The sequence below is a fragment of the Rothia sp. BD8 genome (assembly GCF_044878465.1).
Classification (GTDB): Bacteria; Actinomycetota; Actinomycetes; order Actinomycetales; family Micrococcaceae; genus Rothia; species Rothia kristinae.
Genome location: NZ_JANJES010000015.1, coordinates 1 through 18,238, shown reverse-complemented (window position 1 = coordinate 18,238; position 18,238 = coordinate 1). Strand labels below are relative to the sequence as shown.

Sequence of the window (18,238 nt, the reverse complement as noted above, 5' to 3'; positions counted from 1 at the left end):
GACTACGGGGCCTCAACGAAGGCCTCCCCACGAAGGGGAGGCGAGGGTCCCCCGGATATACCAGCCCGCTCCGTCCCGGAGCCTCAACGAAGGCCTCCCCACGAAGGGGAGGCGAGTCGCGTGTCCCAGGATTTCGGGCAGAACGGCACCCAGCCTCAACGAAGGCCTCCCCACGAAGGGGAGGCGAGATGGAGACCCCATGACCGAGGAACCCCTGCCCGCCGTGCCTCAACGAAGGCCTCCCCACGAAGGGGAGGCGAGCGCGTGGAGACCACTCTGACTAGGCCATATAGGGATGCCTCAACGAAGGCCTCCCCACGAAGGGGAGGCGAGTCGACCTCCCCGTGAGGGATCTCCATCCCTCTGTTCAGCCTCAACGAAGGCCTCCCCACGAAGGGGAGGCGAGCCGGGACCGGATCAGGGACCTCTACGAGAGGCTCTGCCTCAACGAAGGCCTCCCCACGAAGGGGAGGCGAGGGGCCGATCAGGAACGCCTCCACTCGTGTCTCCTTCGCCTCAACGAAGGCCTCCCCACGAAGGGGAGGCGAGATCACGGGGTACTCCGGCGGCGGCGGAGGCAGCTCGCCTCAACGAAGGCCTCCCCACGAAGGGGAGGCGAGGGCGGTTGATGGAGAGGTAGGCGTCTTCTCCGATGCTGCCTCAACGAAGGCCTCCCCACGAAGGGGAGGCGAGCTGCTCCTCAGTGGACCCTGCTGCCTTGTCCTGGAGCCTCAACGAAGGCCTCCCCACGAAGGGGAGGCGAGTCCGGACCGGCGAATCTTCGGTTTCCCGATTGAGCCAGCCTCAACGAAGGCCTCCCCACGAAGGGGAGGCGAGAATGATGCCCTGATAAAACCATTCGATGGGGTCACAACGCCTCAACGAAGGCCTCCCCACGAAGGGGAGGCGAGCAGGGCCGCACCTGGCCGGGCTGGGGGAGTCGGTGGCCTCAACGAAGGCCTCCCCACGAAGGGGAGGCGAGTTGCAGGCTACCCGGGTCCCGCTACCAAAAGCACACAGGCCTCAACGAAGGCCTCCCCACGAAGGGGAGGCGAGAGCCGCGTCGCAGAAGACCCCGCCCCTTCCAGTTGCCTCAACGAAGGCCTCCCCACGAAGGGGAGGCGAGCCGCACGTAGGCGTAGGCCGTAGACCTGCTGACCCCGAGCCTCAACGAAGGCCTCCCCACGAAGGGGAGGCGAGGTCATCGGGGTCATCGGCCCACCGCTGGGCGGACTGGCCTCAACGAAGGCCTCCCCACGAAGGGGAGGCGAGGTCATCGGGGTCATCGGCCCACCGCTGGGCGGACTGGCCTCAACGAAGGCCTCCCCACGAAGGGGAGGCGAGATCTGGGTCAACTCCTTCTGATGGGTCCAATGCTTCGAGCCTCAACGAAGGCCTCCCCACGAAGGGGAGGCGAGCGTGGCCGGGGCACCCGCTGGGTGCCCGCGTGATCGCCTCAACGAAGGCCTCCCCACGAAGGGGAGGCGAGGTGTGCCCGGACCCGTAGTCCCCGTCCAGGCCGACGGAGCCTCAACGAAGGCCTCCCCACGAAGGGGAGGCGAGCCTGACCGAAATTGACGCGGTCTGACTATGGGAAACCGAGGGTCATGCGAGCGCTCGCTCCACAGCCTAGCGGAAGCCGGCCGTGTCACCCCGGGATGGGGCGCTCCGCCGCGGAATACCGGGGAAAGCAGTGGCGCGACGGCTCGCCGAGGATCCGCTACCGCCGGAGCGCTCGCGGTTCCTCGAGTACGCACCAGGGCCGTCAGAAGATCATCACGGAGTCGTCCGTGATCGGACGCTCCACTCCCAGGTACTGGAAGTTCTTGTCGGAGACCTCGGACTTCAGTCCCAGATCACAGATCAGCACGGAATCCTCCCCCGTATCCACCAGATCCAGGATCTCCGTCTTCAGTCGCAGCATCGCCGCCGGTGAGACGTCGAAGAGGAATACGCTGTACTGGATCCTGTCCCCGTAGTGCTCCAACTCCTTCGCCAGCCGGGTTCGGCGCCGGTCCTGAGCCACGTCATAGGTGACGAGATACCGGCGGACATCATCCCGGCTCATCGGGTGACCACCCCGCGGTACGTCGGCTGAGTTCCGTCGATCACGCCAAGGACGAGTCGGGCCTGGATCTCCAGCGCTCGTCGCCACGTCACCGAATAGCCGAACAGCGGATGTCGGAACTGCGCGGTGATTCGCTGCTCCACCGCCCGGATGATGGCCTTGCGTCCCTGATCTGTCAGCCGGGCTGACCCCAGACTGACGTCGAAGGACTCCTCCCGCAGCTCCCCGTTGTTGAACGCCCTGAACACCGCCGAGTCCGCCACCGGCGCCCGGAACTCCTCCATCAGATCCAGTGCCAAAGCAGGCTTGTTGCGGCCGCTGCTGTGGAGAAAACCCGCGTGGGGATCCAGGCCACAGGCGGCCACGGCGCGGATGGCTTCCGCAGTGAGCATGCCGTAGGCATAGTTCAGCGCCACATTCACCGGATCCACCGCGCCGCGCCCCACCCGGCCGGTGAACCTCCCCAACCACGGCTGGTTCTCGAAGCCGCCGAGGAACAGCGGAACCTGCTCGAAATACACCGCCGCGGCCTGACCCTCGACACCCATCAGCGCGGTCAGCGAGATCGCCGAAAGCGCTTCTCGCTGCAGAGCCCGGAGCCGCTTCACGGCGGTCTCCGGGGCACCGTAACGACGCGCGATCGTCGCCTGATTGGCGATCTTGGCCGTGATGAACTGCGCCGCCAGCGCCAGGTCCCCGCGAGCGCTGGCCACATGCTGCTCCACCCGCGCCAAGCCGTTCGCCGTGCGGGCCGTCTGGGACCACCCGACCACCCTGCCGGAGCCTGTGCACCAGACGATGGGCAGGTTCCGCCACAGGCACTCGCGGATCATCGCACCGGACAGATCCACATTTCCGTGAACCACCATCGCCTGGACCTTCTCAATCGGCACCGACGCCAGCTGCTCATCCCACTTCTTCACCAGCACCCGCCCCGAGGAGAGCGAGACTCTGGACCCATAGGTCGCGGCATGAAGCACCGCTCCTTCCGGGTCAGGGACCAGGATCCTCCGCTGGATCTCCCGGAAGGTCCGCTCCTCCGGAAGGCAGATCGATGCGTGAGAGCAGCTGCGGCACCGGGGATCATCCTCCAAGGGTTCAGGAGCCGTGGAAGACGAGACGGTGGCGCGGGTGGCCGCCACAGCCTGCCGGGCCGCGGCCTCATCCGCATCATCCAGCTCCACGAAGACCCGCCGCTTGTGTCCGGTGAAGTACACCGCCTGATCGAGCACCGCAACACCGGCCTCCTCCAGGGCCTTCCGCTGGAGTGTCAGCTGGATGCGGTTGGCCACGGTGACCTCGGGGATCCGCCGCACCGGGGTGGCCTTGTACTCCACCAGCACCACCCCGGTCTCCGGGTCGCCCTCAGCCACGTCGATGCGCCCGTGGATGCCCAAAGAGGGGGAGCGGACATCGATGCCTCGCGCCGTCCCGTGATCGCTGGCATTCGGATCGTGGGCGCGTCGATGATCGAAATGCCCCTGCTCGATCTGCGAGGACTGGCGGATGCGCTCCCCACTGGCTTCCAACCACGCCCGCCGCGGACAGAACTGATGATGAGCCACCCAGCCGATGGGGATCGAGTCATCCTCCTCCAGGGATTCGACGGTCATAGGATCGTCACCACCCCGGTCTCCGCCCGGCGCTCGGGGGCACTGGGGTTGTCCGATCGGGACACCTCGAAGAGCACGACGGCCGCCGCCCCCTCTTCAGCGAGACGGGCCTGGGCCGTCTCCGCCACCGCCGGATCCACATCCTTCCTCGCCGGGAATCGCACCAGGGGCGCGCTGCGCTGGAGTCTCGCCCACCGCATCGGAGAGATCAGCTGCCCGGGCATCACCGTGAGCAGCCGCTCCTTCCCGTCCTCGCCCTGCGCCCCGGTCACCCGACCCGCGAAGGACGAGGGGCGGGGGCGTACTAGGCCCTTGCCGTGGGGATTGCTCGGCTGGGTCCGATGCAACGGCGGCTGCATGGCCATCCCCCACAGGGCGCACCACGCCAGCGCGTTGTCACACGGCCCGGGAGGGGCGAAGCCCGTCGCCGTCCGGGACTCGGCCTTATTCCCCCCGACGGCGTCGTCCCGGGACTCGCCAGTCAGCCCGGCGATGATCTTCTCCGGATCCCACGTCGCGACCTCGGCCGCCAGGGGCAGGAAGCGATTCTTCAGAAACTCCTCGCCGCGGTTGCGCGTCTTCATCTCCCAGGGTGAGGCCCCCAGATCAGGGCGGAGCCCGGAGGGCTCGGACAGCCACCAGGAGCGTTCGCCCAGGCCGCGCACCAGCTCCTGCTCCAGCGGGGTGAGCTCCGCCATGATCGACGCGCGACGATCCTCCAGCTGCTGCCACCATCCGGGAGCCTCACCAGAGAGGTCCTTGAACTTCGGCAGACCCGTGCGAGGGGTCAGCAGGCTCACGGTGTGCTCCTTGGCGTCGCGCCAGGCCACCTGAGACGCCCAGTGCTCGCTGGCTGAGACCCGCAGCGCCAGCCCCTGGATGATCCGGCCGATCTCGATCTCGGAGACCCCGTCCGCCTCGATGACGGCCTGAGGATTGAGCAGCGCAGCCGACCCATCCTCATCCAGCCATCCCGCACGCACACGGGACGGTCCGAGGTCCTCGGTGAGGATCATCGCCGTCCCCCACAGCGCCGCGTGGGTCAGCAGGGTCTGGTGGTCTCCGGTGATGGTGATCCGTGTCATCGTCCCTCCTGGGAGATCGTGACGTCCGCCGCTCGCAGCAGCGCTTCCAGGTAGCTCGCGCCCCAGGGCCCGAAGGTCCGCTCCATGAGAGCGGCCAGGTCCTCCCAGAGGCCGACGCCGTAGAGCAGCCGCACCGCCTCCTCGACGCCGTCCTGCCTCTCCTCGGCGGAGAGAACGCCCAGCAGCTGGGCTACCCCGACGGGGAAACCGCACCGACCCAAGCCATGATGGGTGCCGATCAGCCAGGCCGTCAGCTCCGTCTGGCCGGCGGTCTCCGGCAGGACGGCGGGGTTCCCCACCGTCTGGTCCGCCCAGAACATCGCGGCGGAGACCATCTCGTGGCGCCAGCCCTTCGGAACGGGATCCGCCTGGGTGCGGGACAGCGGCAGCAGACCCTCGGATTTCGCGTAGCTCATCTTTCGCTGCTTCTTTCGGAAGTCTCCGCGTTCCTGTGCGCTGAGACCCTCTCCCCGATGGTTGCCGCCGAGGAACAGCCGCGTCTGGAATGCCGACGTCTTCTTGCCGGCGTCGTGCTTCAGGCCGGCTTCGCGCAGGGCATCTCGAACGAACGGCGGCAGGGCGAGGAGCTCACCCAGCGCCTTCGCGCGAACCGCCACATCCTCCTGATGGTCCTCCAGCAGCACCGGCTCTGGGTCTTGCCCGCCCTCCGACAGCGCCAGACGCTCATCCTGGACGGCTTCCCGTCGGATCGTGCAGGTCACCCAGGCCGGTTCCCCTTCGGTGGCTTCGATGACGGGGCCGAGGAGCACGTCGTAGGCACCCTCCGGGAGGCCATCCCGGAGAGGGAGGTCTTCGACGGCGATCCGCCCGTCCTCGTCCGGCTCCGCCTCACCTGCGGCACGGCAGATGCGGGTTTCCTCCGTCTCCTGATCCGCGGGAACCGCGGGAATCTGGTGCAGGAAGGTCCAGACCCCCAAGGCCTCGGGGTGGCTGTGATCCCCGATAGGACGATCTCCTTCAGGCAGGAGGACGGTCCCCGGACCCTGGGCCCCGGCGGCCTCATCGGCGGAGATCCCCAGTGTGCAGGGGAATGCGGCATCCAGCACCACCAGATCCCCGCCGCGCAGCGGGAAGCCGCTTGCGGCCACCGCGTGAGGCAGACCCTCACTGCTGCCGGGTCGGAGCAGCGTCCATTCGCCGTCCCGCTGGACCCAGGCCTGATGCACCGGGTCCATGCCCTTCCTGGTGAGCACCGCTCGAACCCAGGCGGGGGTGCTGGGGTAGATCTCCTGATCCTCATACTCCAGCTGATGCAGCAGCTGATATGCGGCGTCGACGACTTCGCCCTGCAGCCCCGGATCCAGGTTCTGGTCGAGTCTGGGGAGCGTCCGACCGATCACCCGCACCTCCTGCTCATCGCTGTCCAGGCTGTCCCGCAGCCAGAAGGTCAGATCCGGTTCCGCAAAGAGGTCTTCGCTGGTGCGGCTGAGCAGGCGGGCGTCCGCATCACCCAGATGGGAGAGCACCGGGCGGTCCGGGGCCGTAGCGGGGATGGCCCGATCCCGCAGCGCCCGGGGGCTGATCCCCGCGGGATCCTGAGACAGCCCCCGGATCCATTCCCGAGCCTGACGCAGGTCATCTCCCTCATAAGGCAGCGCCTCGGGCGGAGGAACCGCCCCGGAGCCCTCCGGCCCGATCACGATGACGCGCCCCTGCGCGCGCTCACCTCGACGGTTCACCCGGCCCGCACGCTGGATGAGCGCGGAGGCGGGAGCCAGATCCGTGACCATCCCCGCGAAGTCCACGTCCACGCCGACCTCGATGGTCTGCGTGGCGACCACCAGATCCGCCTCCTCCAAGCGCAGGTCACGGGGTTCGCCGACGCGCTGGGGGCCGACGAGCAGCCTGGTGCGCAGCCCGCTGCGGTGGGCCAGCTCCTGGATCTCCACCGCCGTCTTGACCCGATTGACCACGACGCCGATGGTCCCGGAGGATTCTGCGCGCAGCGCTTCCACCTGCTCCAGGACAAGGGAGGCGTGGTCAGCCAGCGCCTTCTTCGTTCCGCTGTTCCAGCCCTCCAGCCCCAGGTACTCCACGGGTTTGGGCTGAGTGAGGATCCTGGCCAGGGGCTCCTCCAGCTGGTCCCAGTCCAGACTGATGCGCTCCTGTACCGCGTCCTCCCGCCCGCCCGGGCCCTGGTCAGCTGGAACGTGGGTGGCGGTCGCGGCGCAGACCTGCAGAGCGGGAACCTCGGCGGTGGCCGGATTCCAGCGCCCGCACATGCGGCTGACCCGCCGGAACGTGTCCAGCAGCTGCCGGCTCAGATGCGCCTCGTCCAGCACGGCCACGTGGTCGTACCCGAGCAGGCCGGCGGACCTCGGTTGGGCCCGGGAGGTGACGCCGTAGCCGCGGTGGAGCAGACGCGATCCGATCATGTCCGGGGTGCCGCACAGGATCTGCACGGCCGCCGGATGGTGGATCCACTCGTCGCGGCGCCTGCCCAGGGAGCCGTCACCGGTGACGGCGGCTGACCCGCCGCGCAGCAGGTGGACCCGCAGCGCCCTCTTCTCCTCGTTGCGGATGTCGGTGGGGTACCCGCGGCGCACCAGGAGGTCGCGGACCTCGGCGAGGATGCCGCCCTGAGCGTGATCGAGCGCCTCCATGAGGGTGGAGGCTCTGGTCAGGTGGTCATCCACGACGGCCCGCCGGGCCACGATCATGCTCAGCCGCCGCGGAACACGAGGGGCATCTTCCCGACCCTCCTCCGTACGCTGCTGGGCGACGGCGTTGGCGAAGACGTGGATCTCGATGGCGGTGCTCTTGCCGCCGCCGGTCGGGATGTCCAGCTGCTGGGGCCAGCGCCCGGTGGACAGCAGCCGCTCCAGGAGCTCGCGCTGCCAGCGGTAAGGTACGCGGTCCTGCCCGTGCAGGGCCGCGAAGAACTCGTCGAAGCGCTCGATGGTGAGGCTCATCGTCCTCCTCCTTCAGTGGATGGAATATCCTCCGGCAGGAGCAGGCCTCCGCCGAGGTGTCTGCTCTGCCCGAGGGCGACGACGCCGCTCTGCGAGAGCAAGCCGGGAGCGTGCAGCTCGGCGTCATAGGGGCGGATGGGCATCCGACCGTTGGTGCGGTGCACCAGGCGATACGGGGCGGTGGTGACGTGGTGCCGGGTGCTCAGGGAGGCGGTGTCCTCGTCGTCACTCATCGCGGCAGCGGTGGCGAGGAGCCGCTCCGCCGGGGTCCGGTCCTCGATCAGGTCCTCGCGGCGCAGGTCCCGGAAGACGTTGCCCAGGCTCCACAGCACCGTGACGTCCAGGTCGGACAGGGACCCCAGGCGCTTGGTCCGCCGCTCCGCGACGGCCGGGCTCTGGGTCTTCCACCGGCGGACGGTTCCATCCGCCGGCTCGGCCCAGAGGGAGGCGCCGTCCAGGATCCGCTCGGACCCTTCCACGATGCTCAGCGCCCCGGCGTCCCGGTCGTAGATCCTGCGCAGCCTGCCCGCGGCGGAGAGCACCTGGTCGATGTCCTCGCCCGTAGCGCCGTGCGGCACCATGATCGCCAGATGGCTGGCACGGACCCCGGCTGCGGTGCGGCGGCTCTGCTCCTCGTCGAGCAGGTGGATCGCCAGACCGTTCGCCAGCGCCCGCCCGGCACCGCCCACGCCGGTGAGCAGCGGACTGATCTCCCCCTGCCCCGCGAGGCGGACGAGACTGCGGTGAGCCGCCGTCGCCAGTCGGACCCGGTGCGCGGGGGAAAGATCCGGATTCAGCCCCGTCACCTGGAGGAGCAGCACGATCTCCCACGGGGCATCCACGACCTCCCGGTCCACCGGCGAGTACAGCGCTCGGCGGACCCCGTCCCTCGGTGCGGATGGCGGCGGGGGCGGAGCGGTCCAGGCGGACTTCTCCGGTTTGAGGGCCTTCTTTCCCGTGGGATTCAGGGAGTCATGCCAGGCGTCCAGGATGTGCCGCCGCCCCTCGGCAGCCACCGGAAGGACCGTCCCCAGGCGGAGGTCCTGCGGGGTGGGAGCGGGGGTGAGCAGGTGCGTCGGCTCCAGATCGCCCACCACCCCGAGGAAGGCCGGGCTGTCCGTCTCCCCGAGGTGGCCGATATCGGCGCACAGCGCATCCAGGGCCAGGGCCACATCCTCGGGGATGTCCGTGCTCTGCCACCCCCAGGCGATGCGGTCCCCGAGGGTGAAGCCGTCGGAGAGAGGCTTCTTCGACTTCTTGTTGCGGATGCTCTTGGAGGCCGCCTCCTTCTCCAGCCACCCCTCGTCCCGGTAGGCCGCGCGATCCGCCGTGGAGACCGGCAGGACCTCGGGGACCTCCAGGCAGTCCGGAGGGTTGGCTTCCACCCAGGCCAGGGCGCGCAGGGCGTCCTCGGACGGGCGCAGCCGGCGGGGGTCCTTCGGATCCGGCACGGCGGTGGCGCCGGTGTAGGCGGCATGGACCAGAGCGGAGTACAGGCGGACCGGGGTGGGCAGGGGCTCGGCGGACCCGCTGGGCCCGTGGCCCCGATAGACCGTATGCGGGAATTCGGCGGCGATGGCGGAGGTCATCGGCTCACGCCTCCGGCTCATCCGTGGATGCCGAAGCGGTGATCGCCGAGTTCCCGGTGATCTCCAGGACCTCCCCGTTCCACTCGACGCCGGCCACCTCCTTCAGGTGAGCCAGGGCCTGCTCCAGCAGGGCGACGCCGTCCTCCACCTCGATGGGCGCCAGCTCGAGCTTCTTCCCCCGACGCTGGTCCAGCACCACGTTCGGCGCGTCGTCCTCCACCAGGTCGCAGTTGGCCCGCAGCACCAGCTCACTCTCGGAGAGCGCGGAGGCGAGCAGACCGTAGGCCGCCAGCACCGCCCGGTGGGCGGCATCAGCCGCCGCGGTGCCGCCGAAACGCAGCTGCCGCAGCGCGGCGAAGGAGAGCACGCGGGTGCGGATGATGCGGGAGCACGCCACACCGCCGAGGTTCTGATCCACGCTCGGCGGAATGCTGCCCAGGCCCAGTGCGGCCAGGGAGATCGGCTTGTCCTTGGCCTTCTTGACCTGGGCCTCGATCTTCCCGAGGTTGGTCGCGGAGAGCTCGTCCTTCTGACCGGCGACGATGCTCTCGAGGGTCTTGGCATCCAGCTTCACGCTGGGGGAGATGACGTCCGTGCGCCCTGCGCCGCGGGTGGGAGAGGCGGTGGCATAGCCCTCTCGCTGCTCCGCGGTGACTCCGATGACCTCACCGGTGAATGCGGTGCGGAAGCGAGCCTGGTTCGACTTCCGGGTGGCGTCCCAGCCCCCGTAGAGAGCGGTGGTGGGGGAGGTGGTGAACACGGCCGCGGCATTGCTGGGGGAGGCGTTGCGCACCGCCAGGTACTTCTCGTGGTGGGTGGCCGGGGTTCCGTCGATGGTCCCGGCGCGGAAGTGGCCCTCGTAGGCGCGGGCCGGGACCTCGAGGTCCGTGTAGGTCCCCCCTTCGTAGGACACCTGGATGGTCGGCACACGGGAGAGCACCTCGTGGGCGGGGGAGTCCTCATCCTGCCGAGCCTGGAGGACCGCCATCTCGTCTCGGTTGCTGACGGACTGCTTGGCATCCAGGATCACCGTATTCACCGGTGCTCCGTCGATGAAGCGGGTCTCGAAGGCGAAGGTCGGGGTGTTTCCGCCGGAGACGTACCGTGGCGGAGCCACAGTGGCGTGCTCACCGCCGGCGGGGGCCAGGTCCGTCCGGATGGTCAGGGCGGTGGCTCCTCCGGCGGAGCAGACTGTCAGAAGGTGGTCGAAGGTCAGCTTCTCGGTCATGGGATCTCCTCGGAGTCTCAGCGTGGGTGGTGAGGGCGTCGGGTCGCTGGCCTCGGCGCTTGATGTGAACGGTAACACCCTTTCCGACTGTGTGCAATAGAAGTAGTCCCTGGGAACCAGTAGAACAATCCAGTAGATGAAATTAACGGTGGAAGGGTGTGGGAGGCGGGGTCGCCTCCCCCGCGTAGAGTGCCAACCAGGTGGGGCGGCCTTCGTTGGGGGTGGATTGCTCTCCGGGTGCCGATCGGCCCCGCTTCATCGCCGTCCCGCCTCTTTGCTTCCCGCCCACCGTGAGGAGCCTCCGATGCCCTGGTCTCCCGAGCATCCCCACAACGATCTCCCCGGACTGCCGCCCGACGTCGAGCTGGAGACGGCACCGGTGCTGCGCGCCCTCATCGCTGCGCGCGCCGAGCTGGCCGGGTTGGAGGAGAGCCTCTCCGCGCTGCCCAACCCCCAGGTCTTCATCCACTCCCTGGCGCTGCTGGAGGCCCAGGCGAGCTCGGAGATCGAAAACATCGTGACCACCACGGACGAGCTCTTCCGGGCCGAGACCCTGGCGGCCGAGGCCAGCCCCGCCACCCGCGAGGCCATGCGCTACCGCCAGGCGCTGTTCGCCGGGTTGGAGCTGATGCGGCGTCGGGAAGGGCTCATCACGGCCTCCATCGCCGCCGCCATCTGCACCCAGATCCGCGGCGTCAGCACCGAGGTGCGCGCGGACCAGGGCACCTTCATCGGCAACCCGAGCACCCAGAAGCGCATCTACACGCCTCCGGAAGGCGAGTCCGTGATCCGGGAGAAGCTCGACGACTGGACGGCCTTCGTCAACGGCGCGGACGGGCTGGACCTCGATCCCCTGGTGCGCATCGCCGTCGCCCACTACCAGTTCGAGGCCATCCATCCGTACCCGGACGGAAACGGTCGCACCGGGCGCATCCTCAACGTCCTCCAGCTGGTGGCCTCCGGGTTGCTGAGCCGGCCGGTCCAGTACGTCTCCCGGGCGATCATCGAACGCAAGGGCAGCTACTACCGGCTGCTCAACCAGGTCACCGAGCAGGGTGCGTGGGAGGAGTGGATCCTGTTCATGATCGAAGCCTTCCGGAGCACGGCGAGCTCCACGCGCGGGAAGATCAAGCGCATCCAGGAGCACCAGCTGCACCTCTCGGACAGCATCCGCGCCCTGTTGGGCGTGCACGTGCCGGCGACCTTCGCGGAGGTGCTCTTCGAGCAGCCCTACTGCCGGATCGCCGATGTCATGACCCGGTGCGAGGTCTCCCGGCCCACAGCCACCAAGTACCTCGCGATACTGCAGGGGGCCGGGCAGCTCGCCGTCGAGCAGGCAGGGCGGGAGAAGCTCTACGTCAACACCGGCTTCCTGGAGATCCTGCGCGGAGTCTGAGGCGGCTCGCACCCGGGGCATATGACAAGCGAGTTGGCACGTTCCCGGGACGTGTAAAAAATCCCCGGAGATCTTTACACGTCCTCGGGTGCCGGGCCGCCCCTGCCCCCTACACCAGCACCCCGTCGAAGTACCGCGCGATCCCGGCGACGTCGTCCAGGGCGAACACCCCGGCCACGTACTGGTCCGGGCGCACCACCACCACGGCACCCTCGCGGGAGATGCCCCGCTCCGAGAACGCATCCTCGCCCGGCAGGCTCGCGTGGACCCGGTCCCAGTACTCCAGGCCCAGCTCACCCACCCGCGGGCGGAAGGCCTCCGGGACGTCGGTGATCTCGAACTCCGTGTGCTCCTGTTGGTACACCACCACCGGCTCGATCTGCGCGGAGAAGTCCTCGCCCTCCCGCCGATGCCGCACGAACGGAGAATCAGGGGACCCCACCAGCCAGTCGGACAGCGCCCGGGCCCCGGAGTCCTCGGCCTCCGGGTGGGCGGCGTCGGCGAACACGTACAGCCGCCAGCGACCGTCGGCCACGGTCTCGTGCCCGATGTGCACAGGGAAGGCATCGCACCGCCGGTTGGCCCGCACGGACTTGAACCGCTTCCCCACGGGGAACCCCTCCGCCAGCTCCTGCCGGGAGCCCGACGCGACCGACGCCGTGACCAGCGAGGGCCGGTACTGGGTCATGAACCCGGCGGGGAACTCGGCGGTCTTCACGTAGAAGTCCTCTAGGTAGGAGGCATCCGGCAGCTGATCCGCCGGGGTGGCCATCAGGGTGGACCACTCGCGGTCGAAGTCGATGAGGTTCTTCGCGATCTCCTGCCGCTCCCCGGAGTAGGTGTCCAGCAGCGCCGCCGGAGACCTCCCGGAGACCACCTGCCCCAGCTTCCAGGCGATGTTGAACCCGTCCTGCATGGACACGTTCATCCCCTGCCCGGCCTTGGCGGAGTGGGTGTGGCAGGCGTCCCCCGTGATGAACACCCGGGGGCAGCGGGTGCCGCGCTCGGCGTCGTCGACGTCGTCGAAGTGGTCCGTGAGCCGGTGGCCCACCTCGTACACCGAATGCCAGGCCACCGAGCGCACGTCCAGGGTGTACGGGGTGAGGATGCGGTTGGCGCGGTCGATGATCTCCTCGATGCTCGTCTGGCGCACCCGGTGCTCGTCATCGGCCGGCACCTCCCCGAGGTCCACGTACATGCGCACCAGGTGCCCGCCCTCCCGCGGGATGTGCAGGATCGAGCCGTGCCGGGAGGAGATCGCGCACTTGGTGCGCAGATCCGGGAAGTCGGTGTTGGCCAGCACGTCCATCACGCCCCACGCGTGGTTGGCCACGTCCCCCTCGAGCTTCCGGCCGATCGCCCGGCGCACCCCGGAGCGGGCGCCGTCGCAGCCGATGACGTACTTCGCACGCACCGTGCGCTCCTCGCCCGCCCGCGGGCCGGCGGTGTGCTTCACCCGCACGACGACGGGCCGCTCGCCCTCCTCCTGCACCTCCAGGCCGAGGAACTGGACCCCGTAGTCCGGGGTGATCCGCCCGGGGGAGCGGCGGGCGAACTCGGCGAAGTAGTCCAGCACCCGCGCCTGGTTGACGATCAGGTGCGGGAACTCGGAGACGCCCGTCGGATCATCCGGGGTGCGGGAGGTGCGGATGATGTGCTCCGGGTTGTCCGGATCCGGCTTCCAGAAGCACATCTCGGTGATGTGGTAGGCCTCGGCGATCACCTCGTCGGCGAAGCCGAAAGCCTGGAAGGTCTCCACGGAGCGGGCCTGGATGCCGTCGGCCTGCCCGATCTCCAGGCGCCCCTCCCGCTGCTCGATGATCCGCACGTCCACCTCCGGGTACTGTGCCAGCTGCGCCGCGGCGATCATCCCGGCCGGCCCGGAGCCGACGATCAGCACGTCCGTCTCCTCCGGCAGCTCGGTCGGGCGGTCCAGCCCGTGCCCGCGCGCCCGCTGGGTGCGGGGGTCCTCGGAGACGTATCCGTGCTGGTGGAAGTGCATGGTGGACCTCTTTCCCTGGACCGACATCATCGTCGCCACGGCGCGCCGACAGTGGCGTGCGTCATAGATGACTCGGATCATATACAATCCACCGGGGAGGGGCAAGGTCCCGCCCGCCGGATCCGTAAGGACCCGCTCGAGGATGAGAACCGAGGAGACCCCGTGCCAGCTTCCGCCGCCCTGCGCCCTTCCGCTCCGGAGGAGCGCCCGGACCAGACCGTCTCCGAGGTCATCGCCCGCGCCCTGATCCCCCACGCCGGGGCCTTCTTCGGGCTGATGGGCAACGGCAACTCCTTCTTCGTCGACGCTCTCGAGCGCCTCGGCCCCGGCGTCATCCCCGTGCGCCACGAGGTCGCGACCGTCGCCTCGGCGGACGCCTACCACCGGGTCACCCGCCGCCTGGCGGTGGCCACCGCGACCTACGGCGCCGGATTCACCAACACCCTCACCGCCCTGGCCGAGGCCGCGCAGTCGCGCACCCCGCTGGTCCTGGTGGCCGGGGACGCCCCCACCTCGGGTCCGCGCCCCTGGGACGTGGACCAGGTGGGAGCGGCCGCCGCCCTCGGCGCCCCCACCCTCATGGTCTCCGCCGACGACGCCGGGGCCACGGCCGTGCGGGCCGTGCACCGGGCGCTGACCGAGCGGACCCCCGTGGTCCTGGCGATCCCCTACGACCTCGTCGCCGCCCCCGTCCAGGGCGACGGCGCCCGGATCCCCGAGCTCGGCCTCCCCGCGCACGCGCTGCCCGCCCCGGAGGAGGCGGCCGTGGAGCGCTTCGCCGACGCTCTGCGCGGGGCCGAGCGACCCCTGATCCTCGCCGGGCGGGGAGCCCGCGGCGCCGAAGCCGACCTGCGGGTCGTGGCCGGCCTCCTGGGCGCCGACGTCGCGACCACCGCCCCCGCCCAGGGCACCTTCACCCCCGCGGCGGGGGAGACCACCGGGTACCGGGACCTGGGGATCTGCGGCGGGTTCGCGGCGGCCGGCTCGGCCGAGCGGATCCGGGCGGCCGACGTCGTGCTGGTGGTGGGCGCGGGGCTGAACCAGTTCACGATGTCCTTCGGCCGCTCCTTCGGCGCCGAGGCGCAGGTGCTGCAGATCGACCTCGCCTCCGCCGCGACCCACCCCCGGGTGGGCGAGCACCTGCGGGCCGAGACCGTCCCGGCCCTGGCCGCCCTGCGCAGCCTGCTGGAGGACGACGACGCCGCCCGCGGTCTGGTCGACTCCAGGTCCGCGCCCGACGCCGATCCCGCCGACCGCGGTGAGGCCGGGCCCGCCGAGGTCGATCAGGCCGTCCGGACCGCGATCGCGGCCGCATCTCCTGCCGATCCCGCCGAATCCGCGGGCCGCCCCGTCGTCGCCGATGCCGACCCGGCCGCCCGCCCGGACGGCGACCCGCTGGCCCCGGACGGCCGCCTGGACCCGCGCAGCCTGATGCGCCGCATCGACGCGGCCCTGCCCGCCGAGCGGATCGTGAGCATCGACGGCGGGCACTTCATCGAATGGGCCGTGACCTACCTGCCGGTCACGGCCCCGGACCGGATGATCATGCTCGGCACCCAGTTCCAGTCCATCGGCCTGGGCTTCCCGGCCGCGGCCGGGGTCAACGCGGGCGCGGGGGAGGCGGTCTCGGTGCTGGTCACCGGCGACGGCGGCGGCCTGATGGGCATCGCGGACGCGGAGACCTTCATCCGCACGGCCCGGCGCGGCGTCATCGTGGTGATGAACGACGGCGCCTACGGGGCCGAGATTCACCAGTACGGCTCCCGGGGCCTGGCGGAGGCGCCGATGCGCATCCCGGAGATCGACTTCGCCGGGATCCTCGGGGCCCTGGGCGCCCGCTCCCGGGTGGTGCGCACCCTCGAGGACCTCGCGGACTTCCAGCGCTGGGCCGAGGCTGGGTGCGACGGCGTCTACGCCCTGGACTGCCGCATCTCCGGGGCGGTCATGGCCCCGCACATGCGGGAGGTCCTGGCCCAGGCGAAGGGCGCCCGCACCCGCCGCCCCTGATCCGGGCCGAAACGCTGGTGGGGTGGGCGGCTAGGAAGCGCGGGTCCGACGACGCCGCGCCAGTGCGGTCAGCAGCGCCCCGGCGAGGATCGTCCCCCCGGCGATCCCGAGGGTCCCGGCCGCATCGACGCCGGTGGAGGCCAGCCCGGTGCCGCCCGAGCCGTAGGTGCCGGAACCGTTGCTTCCGACGCCGCCCGCCGGGGAGTCGCAGGTGCCGCCGCCGTTCCCGGAGGTGCCGCTGAGGGTGAAGCCGGAGCCGTCGCCGGTCCCGCTGCCGCCGCCGCGGTTCCCGGCGTCACCGCCGCCCGGCACGGGGGCCACGGCCGCACTCGCGGAAGGCTCCGGGCTCGCGGGGGTCGAGGGGCTCGCACTCGCGGAGGGCGCGGCGCTCGGTCCGGTGCTCGGCGAGGCGGTGGGCTCAGCCGTGGGAGCGGCCGTCGGGGGCGCGGTGGGCTCCGCCGTCGGGGACGCGGTGGGCCCGGCGGTGGGTGTGGCCGTCGGCTCGGCGGTCGGCGTCGGGCTCGGGGCGGGGTCGCTGCGGACCACGCTGGCGCGGGCCTGGCCCGGGACCACCGAGGTCACGGTCCCGGCGGCATCCACGGTCACCTCGGAGCTCATCGCGGCGGGCAGGTCGATGCGCTGCCAGCCGTCGGAGGAGGAGTCCAGGGCAGAGCCGGAGGGGATCTCCGTGGCGGCCAGGACCTGACGGCGCTGCTCGGCGCTCAGGGTCGGGAAGGTCGTGGCCAGCAGGGACTCCGCGCCGGCGGGCACCCGCGGGGCCTGGCCGGTGGCGCCGACGGCCGGGAAGCCGTAGGTCATCCGGGCCCGGTAGGCCTGCAGGGCCGAGGCGCGGTCGGTGACCGGTGCTGCGGAGACGGCGTCGGTGAAGGTGTTGCGGTACCCGCCGGAGTCGTTGGCCTGGGTCGCGTCGATGCACGCGGTGAGGGTCTGGCCGAGGCCTGCCGCCTGGCAGCGCTGGGTGAGGTAGTCGGTCAGCTCGGCGCGGGCCGGGGCCAGGGTGGTCTGGGCGTAGTCACCGGAGTACAGGGCCGCGGTGCCCAGGTGGCCCTCGATGCGCCCGCCCATCACATCCAGCGGGTAGTGCACGCCCAGCACGATCCGGTTGTTGCCGGCCTCGGAGGAGCGGGTCAGGATCTCCGGGCCGAGCTCCGGCAGGACCATCGCCAGGCCGATCCCGATGCCGTAGGCGTAGGTGGTGTGCCCGGAGGGGAAGGCCTGGGAGTGCCCGGCGAGCATCGCGTCGTAGCTGGCGGTGTGCAGCTTCCCGGTGGCGGGGTCCAGCCAGTCCGGCACCCGGGTGGTGTGCAGGTCCGGGGCCAGCCCGCGCAGGTCGTTCTTCCCGCCGAGGCTGCGGTCGGGCATGTAGGGGCGGGGGTAGTTGTAGTGCTTCTTCGCCGCCCCGGTGCTGATCGCGGAGCCGGAGTCCTTCACGACGGCGGTGGTCAGGGGCAGCTTCCCCTGCGCGACGCCGTCCTCCAGGTACCCGCCGAGCACCGGGCCCAGCGCGTCGGGCAGGGTCTCGGTCCAGTCCATGTCCGCGTCGATCAGCGCCCGGTGGGCCTGGGTGGTGTCGGCCGCGCCGCGGTGGTTGATGGCCGCGTACTGCTCGTCGTTGGTCTTCAGCACGGAGGCCCCGGCCTCGGTGACGCTGCCGCGGAAGGCGGTCCCGGCCGGGTCCGCGGCGTCGTAGGCCACCGGGGTCCACCACTGCTCGAACTCCGCCATGGGGGCGACGCCGTCCGGGGCGGTGGTCGCGGCGGCCGCGAGGGTAGGCGCGGAGGTCGCGGTGACGGCGGTCGGGGTCGCGGTGGTCTGGGTCGTGTCGTCGGCGGGTGCGGCCAGTGCTGGGCCGATCGCGGTGCTCAGGGCGAGGACGGCCAGCGCCCCGGCGGCGCCGAAGCGGCGACCGCGCGGGCAGGAGGCGGCGGTGCGGATGCTGATGGGTTGCATAGCGATGAGATTAAGCGCGGTCGGTGAACCGCATCACCAGCCTCGGTGAAGCCCGGGTGAACACCCCCGCCCGGCGGCCCCCGCCCACCCCCGGGAAGCGTATTCGGGGCGGGGGGGGGGGGGGGGGGGGGGGGGGGGGGGGGGGGGGGGCGGGGGGGCCGCCCGCGCCGCGCCCGGCGGGGGGGGGGGGGGGGGGGGGGGGGGGGGGGGGGGGGGGGGGGGGGCGGGGGCGCGGCCCCGCGCACTTGGAAGTACATATCATTTATTTGGATACAGGGTCTTGAACTACCGGATTGGAGGCCGTACTGTGTGTCCCACAGGGAGCCCGGCACCGGGCCGGCTCGCG

The 18,238-nt window shown here is 70.7% G+C and carries 10 protein-coding genes and 1 CRISPR repeat array (1 of these 11 cut by a window edge); of the genes, 2 read left to right on the top strand and 8 right to left on the bottom strand.

Annotation, left to right across the window (positions count from 1 at the left end; genetic code table 11):
- Positions 1 to 1,563: direct repeats of the CRISPR family, unit length 35 nt; unit sequence CCTCAACGAAGGCCTCCCCACGAAGGGGAGGCGAG (it extends 1,712 nt beyond the left edge of the window).
- A 202-nt stretch (positions 1,564 to 1,765) separates the two neighbouring features.
- From cas2 to cas7u, 6 genes are read right to left on the bottom strand one after another with little or no spacing between them, the layout of a single operon-like run.
- Positions 1,766 to 2,068: a CRISPR-associated endonuclease Cas2 gene (gene cas2, locus NQ707_RS09770; RefSeq protein WP_129358099.1), complete on the bottom strand. Its 303-nt coding sequence runs from the start codon at positions 2,066 to 2,068 to the stop codon at positions 1,766 to 1,768.
- Positions 2,065 to 3,681, bottom strand: a complete 1,617-nt coding sequence (gene cas1 / locus NQ707_RS09765) for a CRISPR-associated endonuclease Cas1 (protein ID WP_404435638.1) — start codon at positions 3,679 to 3,681, stop codon at positions 2,065 to 2,067. Before cas1 ends, cas2 begins: the two co-directional genes overlap by 4 nt.
- Complete coding sequence (locus NQ707_RS09760; protein ID WP_404435636.1) at positions 3,678 to 4,766, bottom strand: hypothetical protein; 1,089 nt, start codon at positions 4,764 to 4,766, stop codon at positions 3,678 to 3,680. Before NQ707_RS09760 ends, cas1 begins: the two co-directional genes overlap by 4 nt.
- Positions 4,763 to 7,699 carry a hypothetical protein gene (locus NQ707_RS09755; protein WP_404435634.1) on the bottom strand — a complete coding sequence of 979 codons (2,937 nt, stop codon included), beginning with the start codon at positions 7,697 to 7,699 and terminating at the stop codon, positions 4,763 to 4,765. Before NQ707_RS09755 ends, NQ707_RS09760 begins: the two co-directional genes overlap by 4 nt.
- Positions 7,696 to 9,288 carry a type I-U CRISPR-associated protein Csb2 gene (csb2, locus tag NQ707_RS09750; protein ID WP_404435632.1) on the bottom strand — a complete coding sequence of 531 codons (1,593 nt, stop codon included), beginning with the start codon at positions 9,286 to 9,288 and terminating at the stop codon, positions 7,696 to 7,698. Before csb2 ends, NQ707_RS09755 begins: the two co-directional genes overlap by 4 nt.
- A gap of 4 nt (positions 9,289 to 9,292) precedes the next feature.
- Entirely contained in the window at positions 9,293 to 10,516 is a 1,224-nt protein-coding gene (cas7u, locus tag NQ707_RS09745; RefSeq protein ID WP_404435630.1) for a type I-U CRISPR-associated RAMP protein Csb1/Cas7u, read from the bottom strand.
- Between the two features lie 304 nt (positions 10,517 to 10,820).
- Between cas7u and NQ707_RS09740 the strand changes: the two genes are divergently transcribed.
- A complete protein-coding gene (locus NQ707_RS09740) occupies positions 10,821 to 11,912 on the top strand; it encodes a Fic family protein (RefSeq protein WP_404435628.1) in 1,092 nt (363 codons plus the stop codon).
- A gap of 109 nt (positions 11,913 to 12,021) precedes the next feature.
- Here the strand turns inward: NQ707_RS09740 and NQ707_RS09735 are convergent, their stop codons facing one another.
- On the bottom strand, positions 12,022 to 13,914 hold the full coding sequence (locus NQ707_RS09735; protein WP_404435627.1) for an FAD-binding monooxygenase: 1,893 nt from the start codon (positions 13,912 to 13,914) through the stop codon (positions 12,022 to 12,024).
- A gap of 162 nt (positions 13,915 to 14,076) precedes the next feature.
- On the opposite strand from NQ707_RS09735, the gene NQ707_RS09730 reads away from it, so the two are divergent.
- Positions 14,077 to 15,921 (top strand): thiamine pyrophosphate-binding protein, encoded by a 1,845-nt coding sequence (locus NQ707_RS09730; RefSeq protein ID WP_404435625.1) that lies wholly within the window; start codon positions 14,077 to 14,079, stop codon positions 15,919 to 15,921.
- A 30-nt stretch (positions 15,922 to 15,951) separates the two neighbouring features.
- Here NQ707_RS09730 and NQ707_RS09725 read toward each other — a convergent pair whose 3' ends face one another.
- Positions 15,952 to 17,892 carry a phosphatase PAP2 family protein gene (locus NQ707_RS09725; RefSeq protein ID WP_404435623.1) on the bottom strand — a complete coding sequence of 647 codons (1,941 nt, stop codon included), beginning with the start codon at positions 17,890 to 17,892 and terminating at the stop codon, positions 15,952 to 15,954.
- Positions 17,893 to 18,238 lie beyond the last annotated feature (346 nt).

Bases quoted from the DNA above. Each gene is read 5' to 3' on its own strand.
- cas2 (WP_129358099.1), bottom strand. From the start codon at position 2,068: ATGAGCCGGGATGATGTCCGCCGGTATCTCGTCACCTATGACGTGGCT.
- cas1 (WP_404435638.1), bottom strand. From the start codon at position 3,681: ATGACCGTCGAATCCCTGGAGGAGGATGACTCGATCCCCATCGGCTGG.
- NQ707_RS09760 (WP_404435636.1), bottom strand. From the start codon at position 4,766: ATGACACGGATCACCATCACCGGAGACCACCAGACCCTGCTGACCCAC.
- NQ707_RS09755 (WP_404435634.1), bottom strand. From the start codon at position 7,699: ATGAGCCTCACCATCGAGCGCTTCGACGAGTTCTTCGCGGCCCTGCAC.
- csb2 (WP_404435632.1), bottom strand. From the start codon at position 9,288: ATGACCTCCGCCATCGCCGCCGAATTCCCGCATACGGTCTATCGGGGC.
- cas7u (WP_404435630.1), bottom strand. From the start codon at position 10,516: ATGACCGAGAAGCTGACCTTCGACCACCTTCTGACAGTCTGCTCCGCC.
- NQ707_RS09740 (WP_404435628.1), top strand. From the start codon at position 10,821: ATGCCCTGGTCTCCCGAGCATCCCCACAACGATCTCCCCGGACTGCCG.
- NQ707_RS09735 (WP_404435627.1), bottom strand. From the start codon at position 13,914: ATGCACTTCCACCAGCACGGATACGTCTCCGAGGACCCCCGCACCCAG.
- NQ707_RS09725 (WP_404435623.1), bottom strand. From the start codon at position 17,892: ATGCAACCCATCAGCATCCGCACCGCCGCCTCCTGCCCGCGCGGTCGC.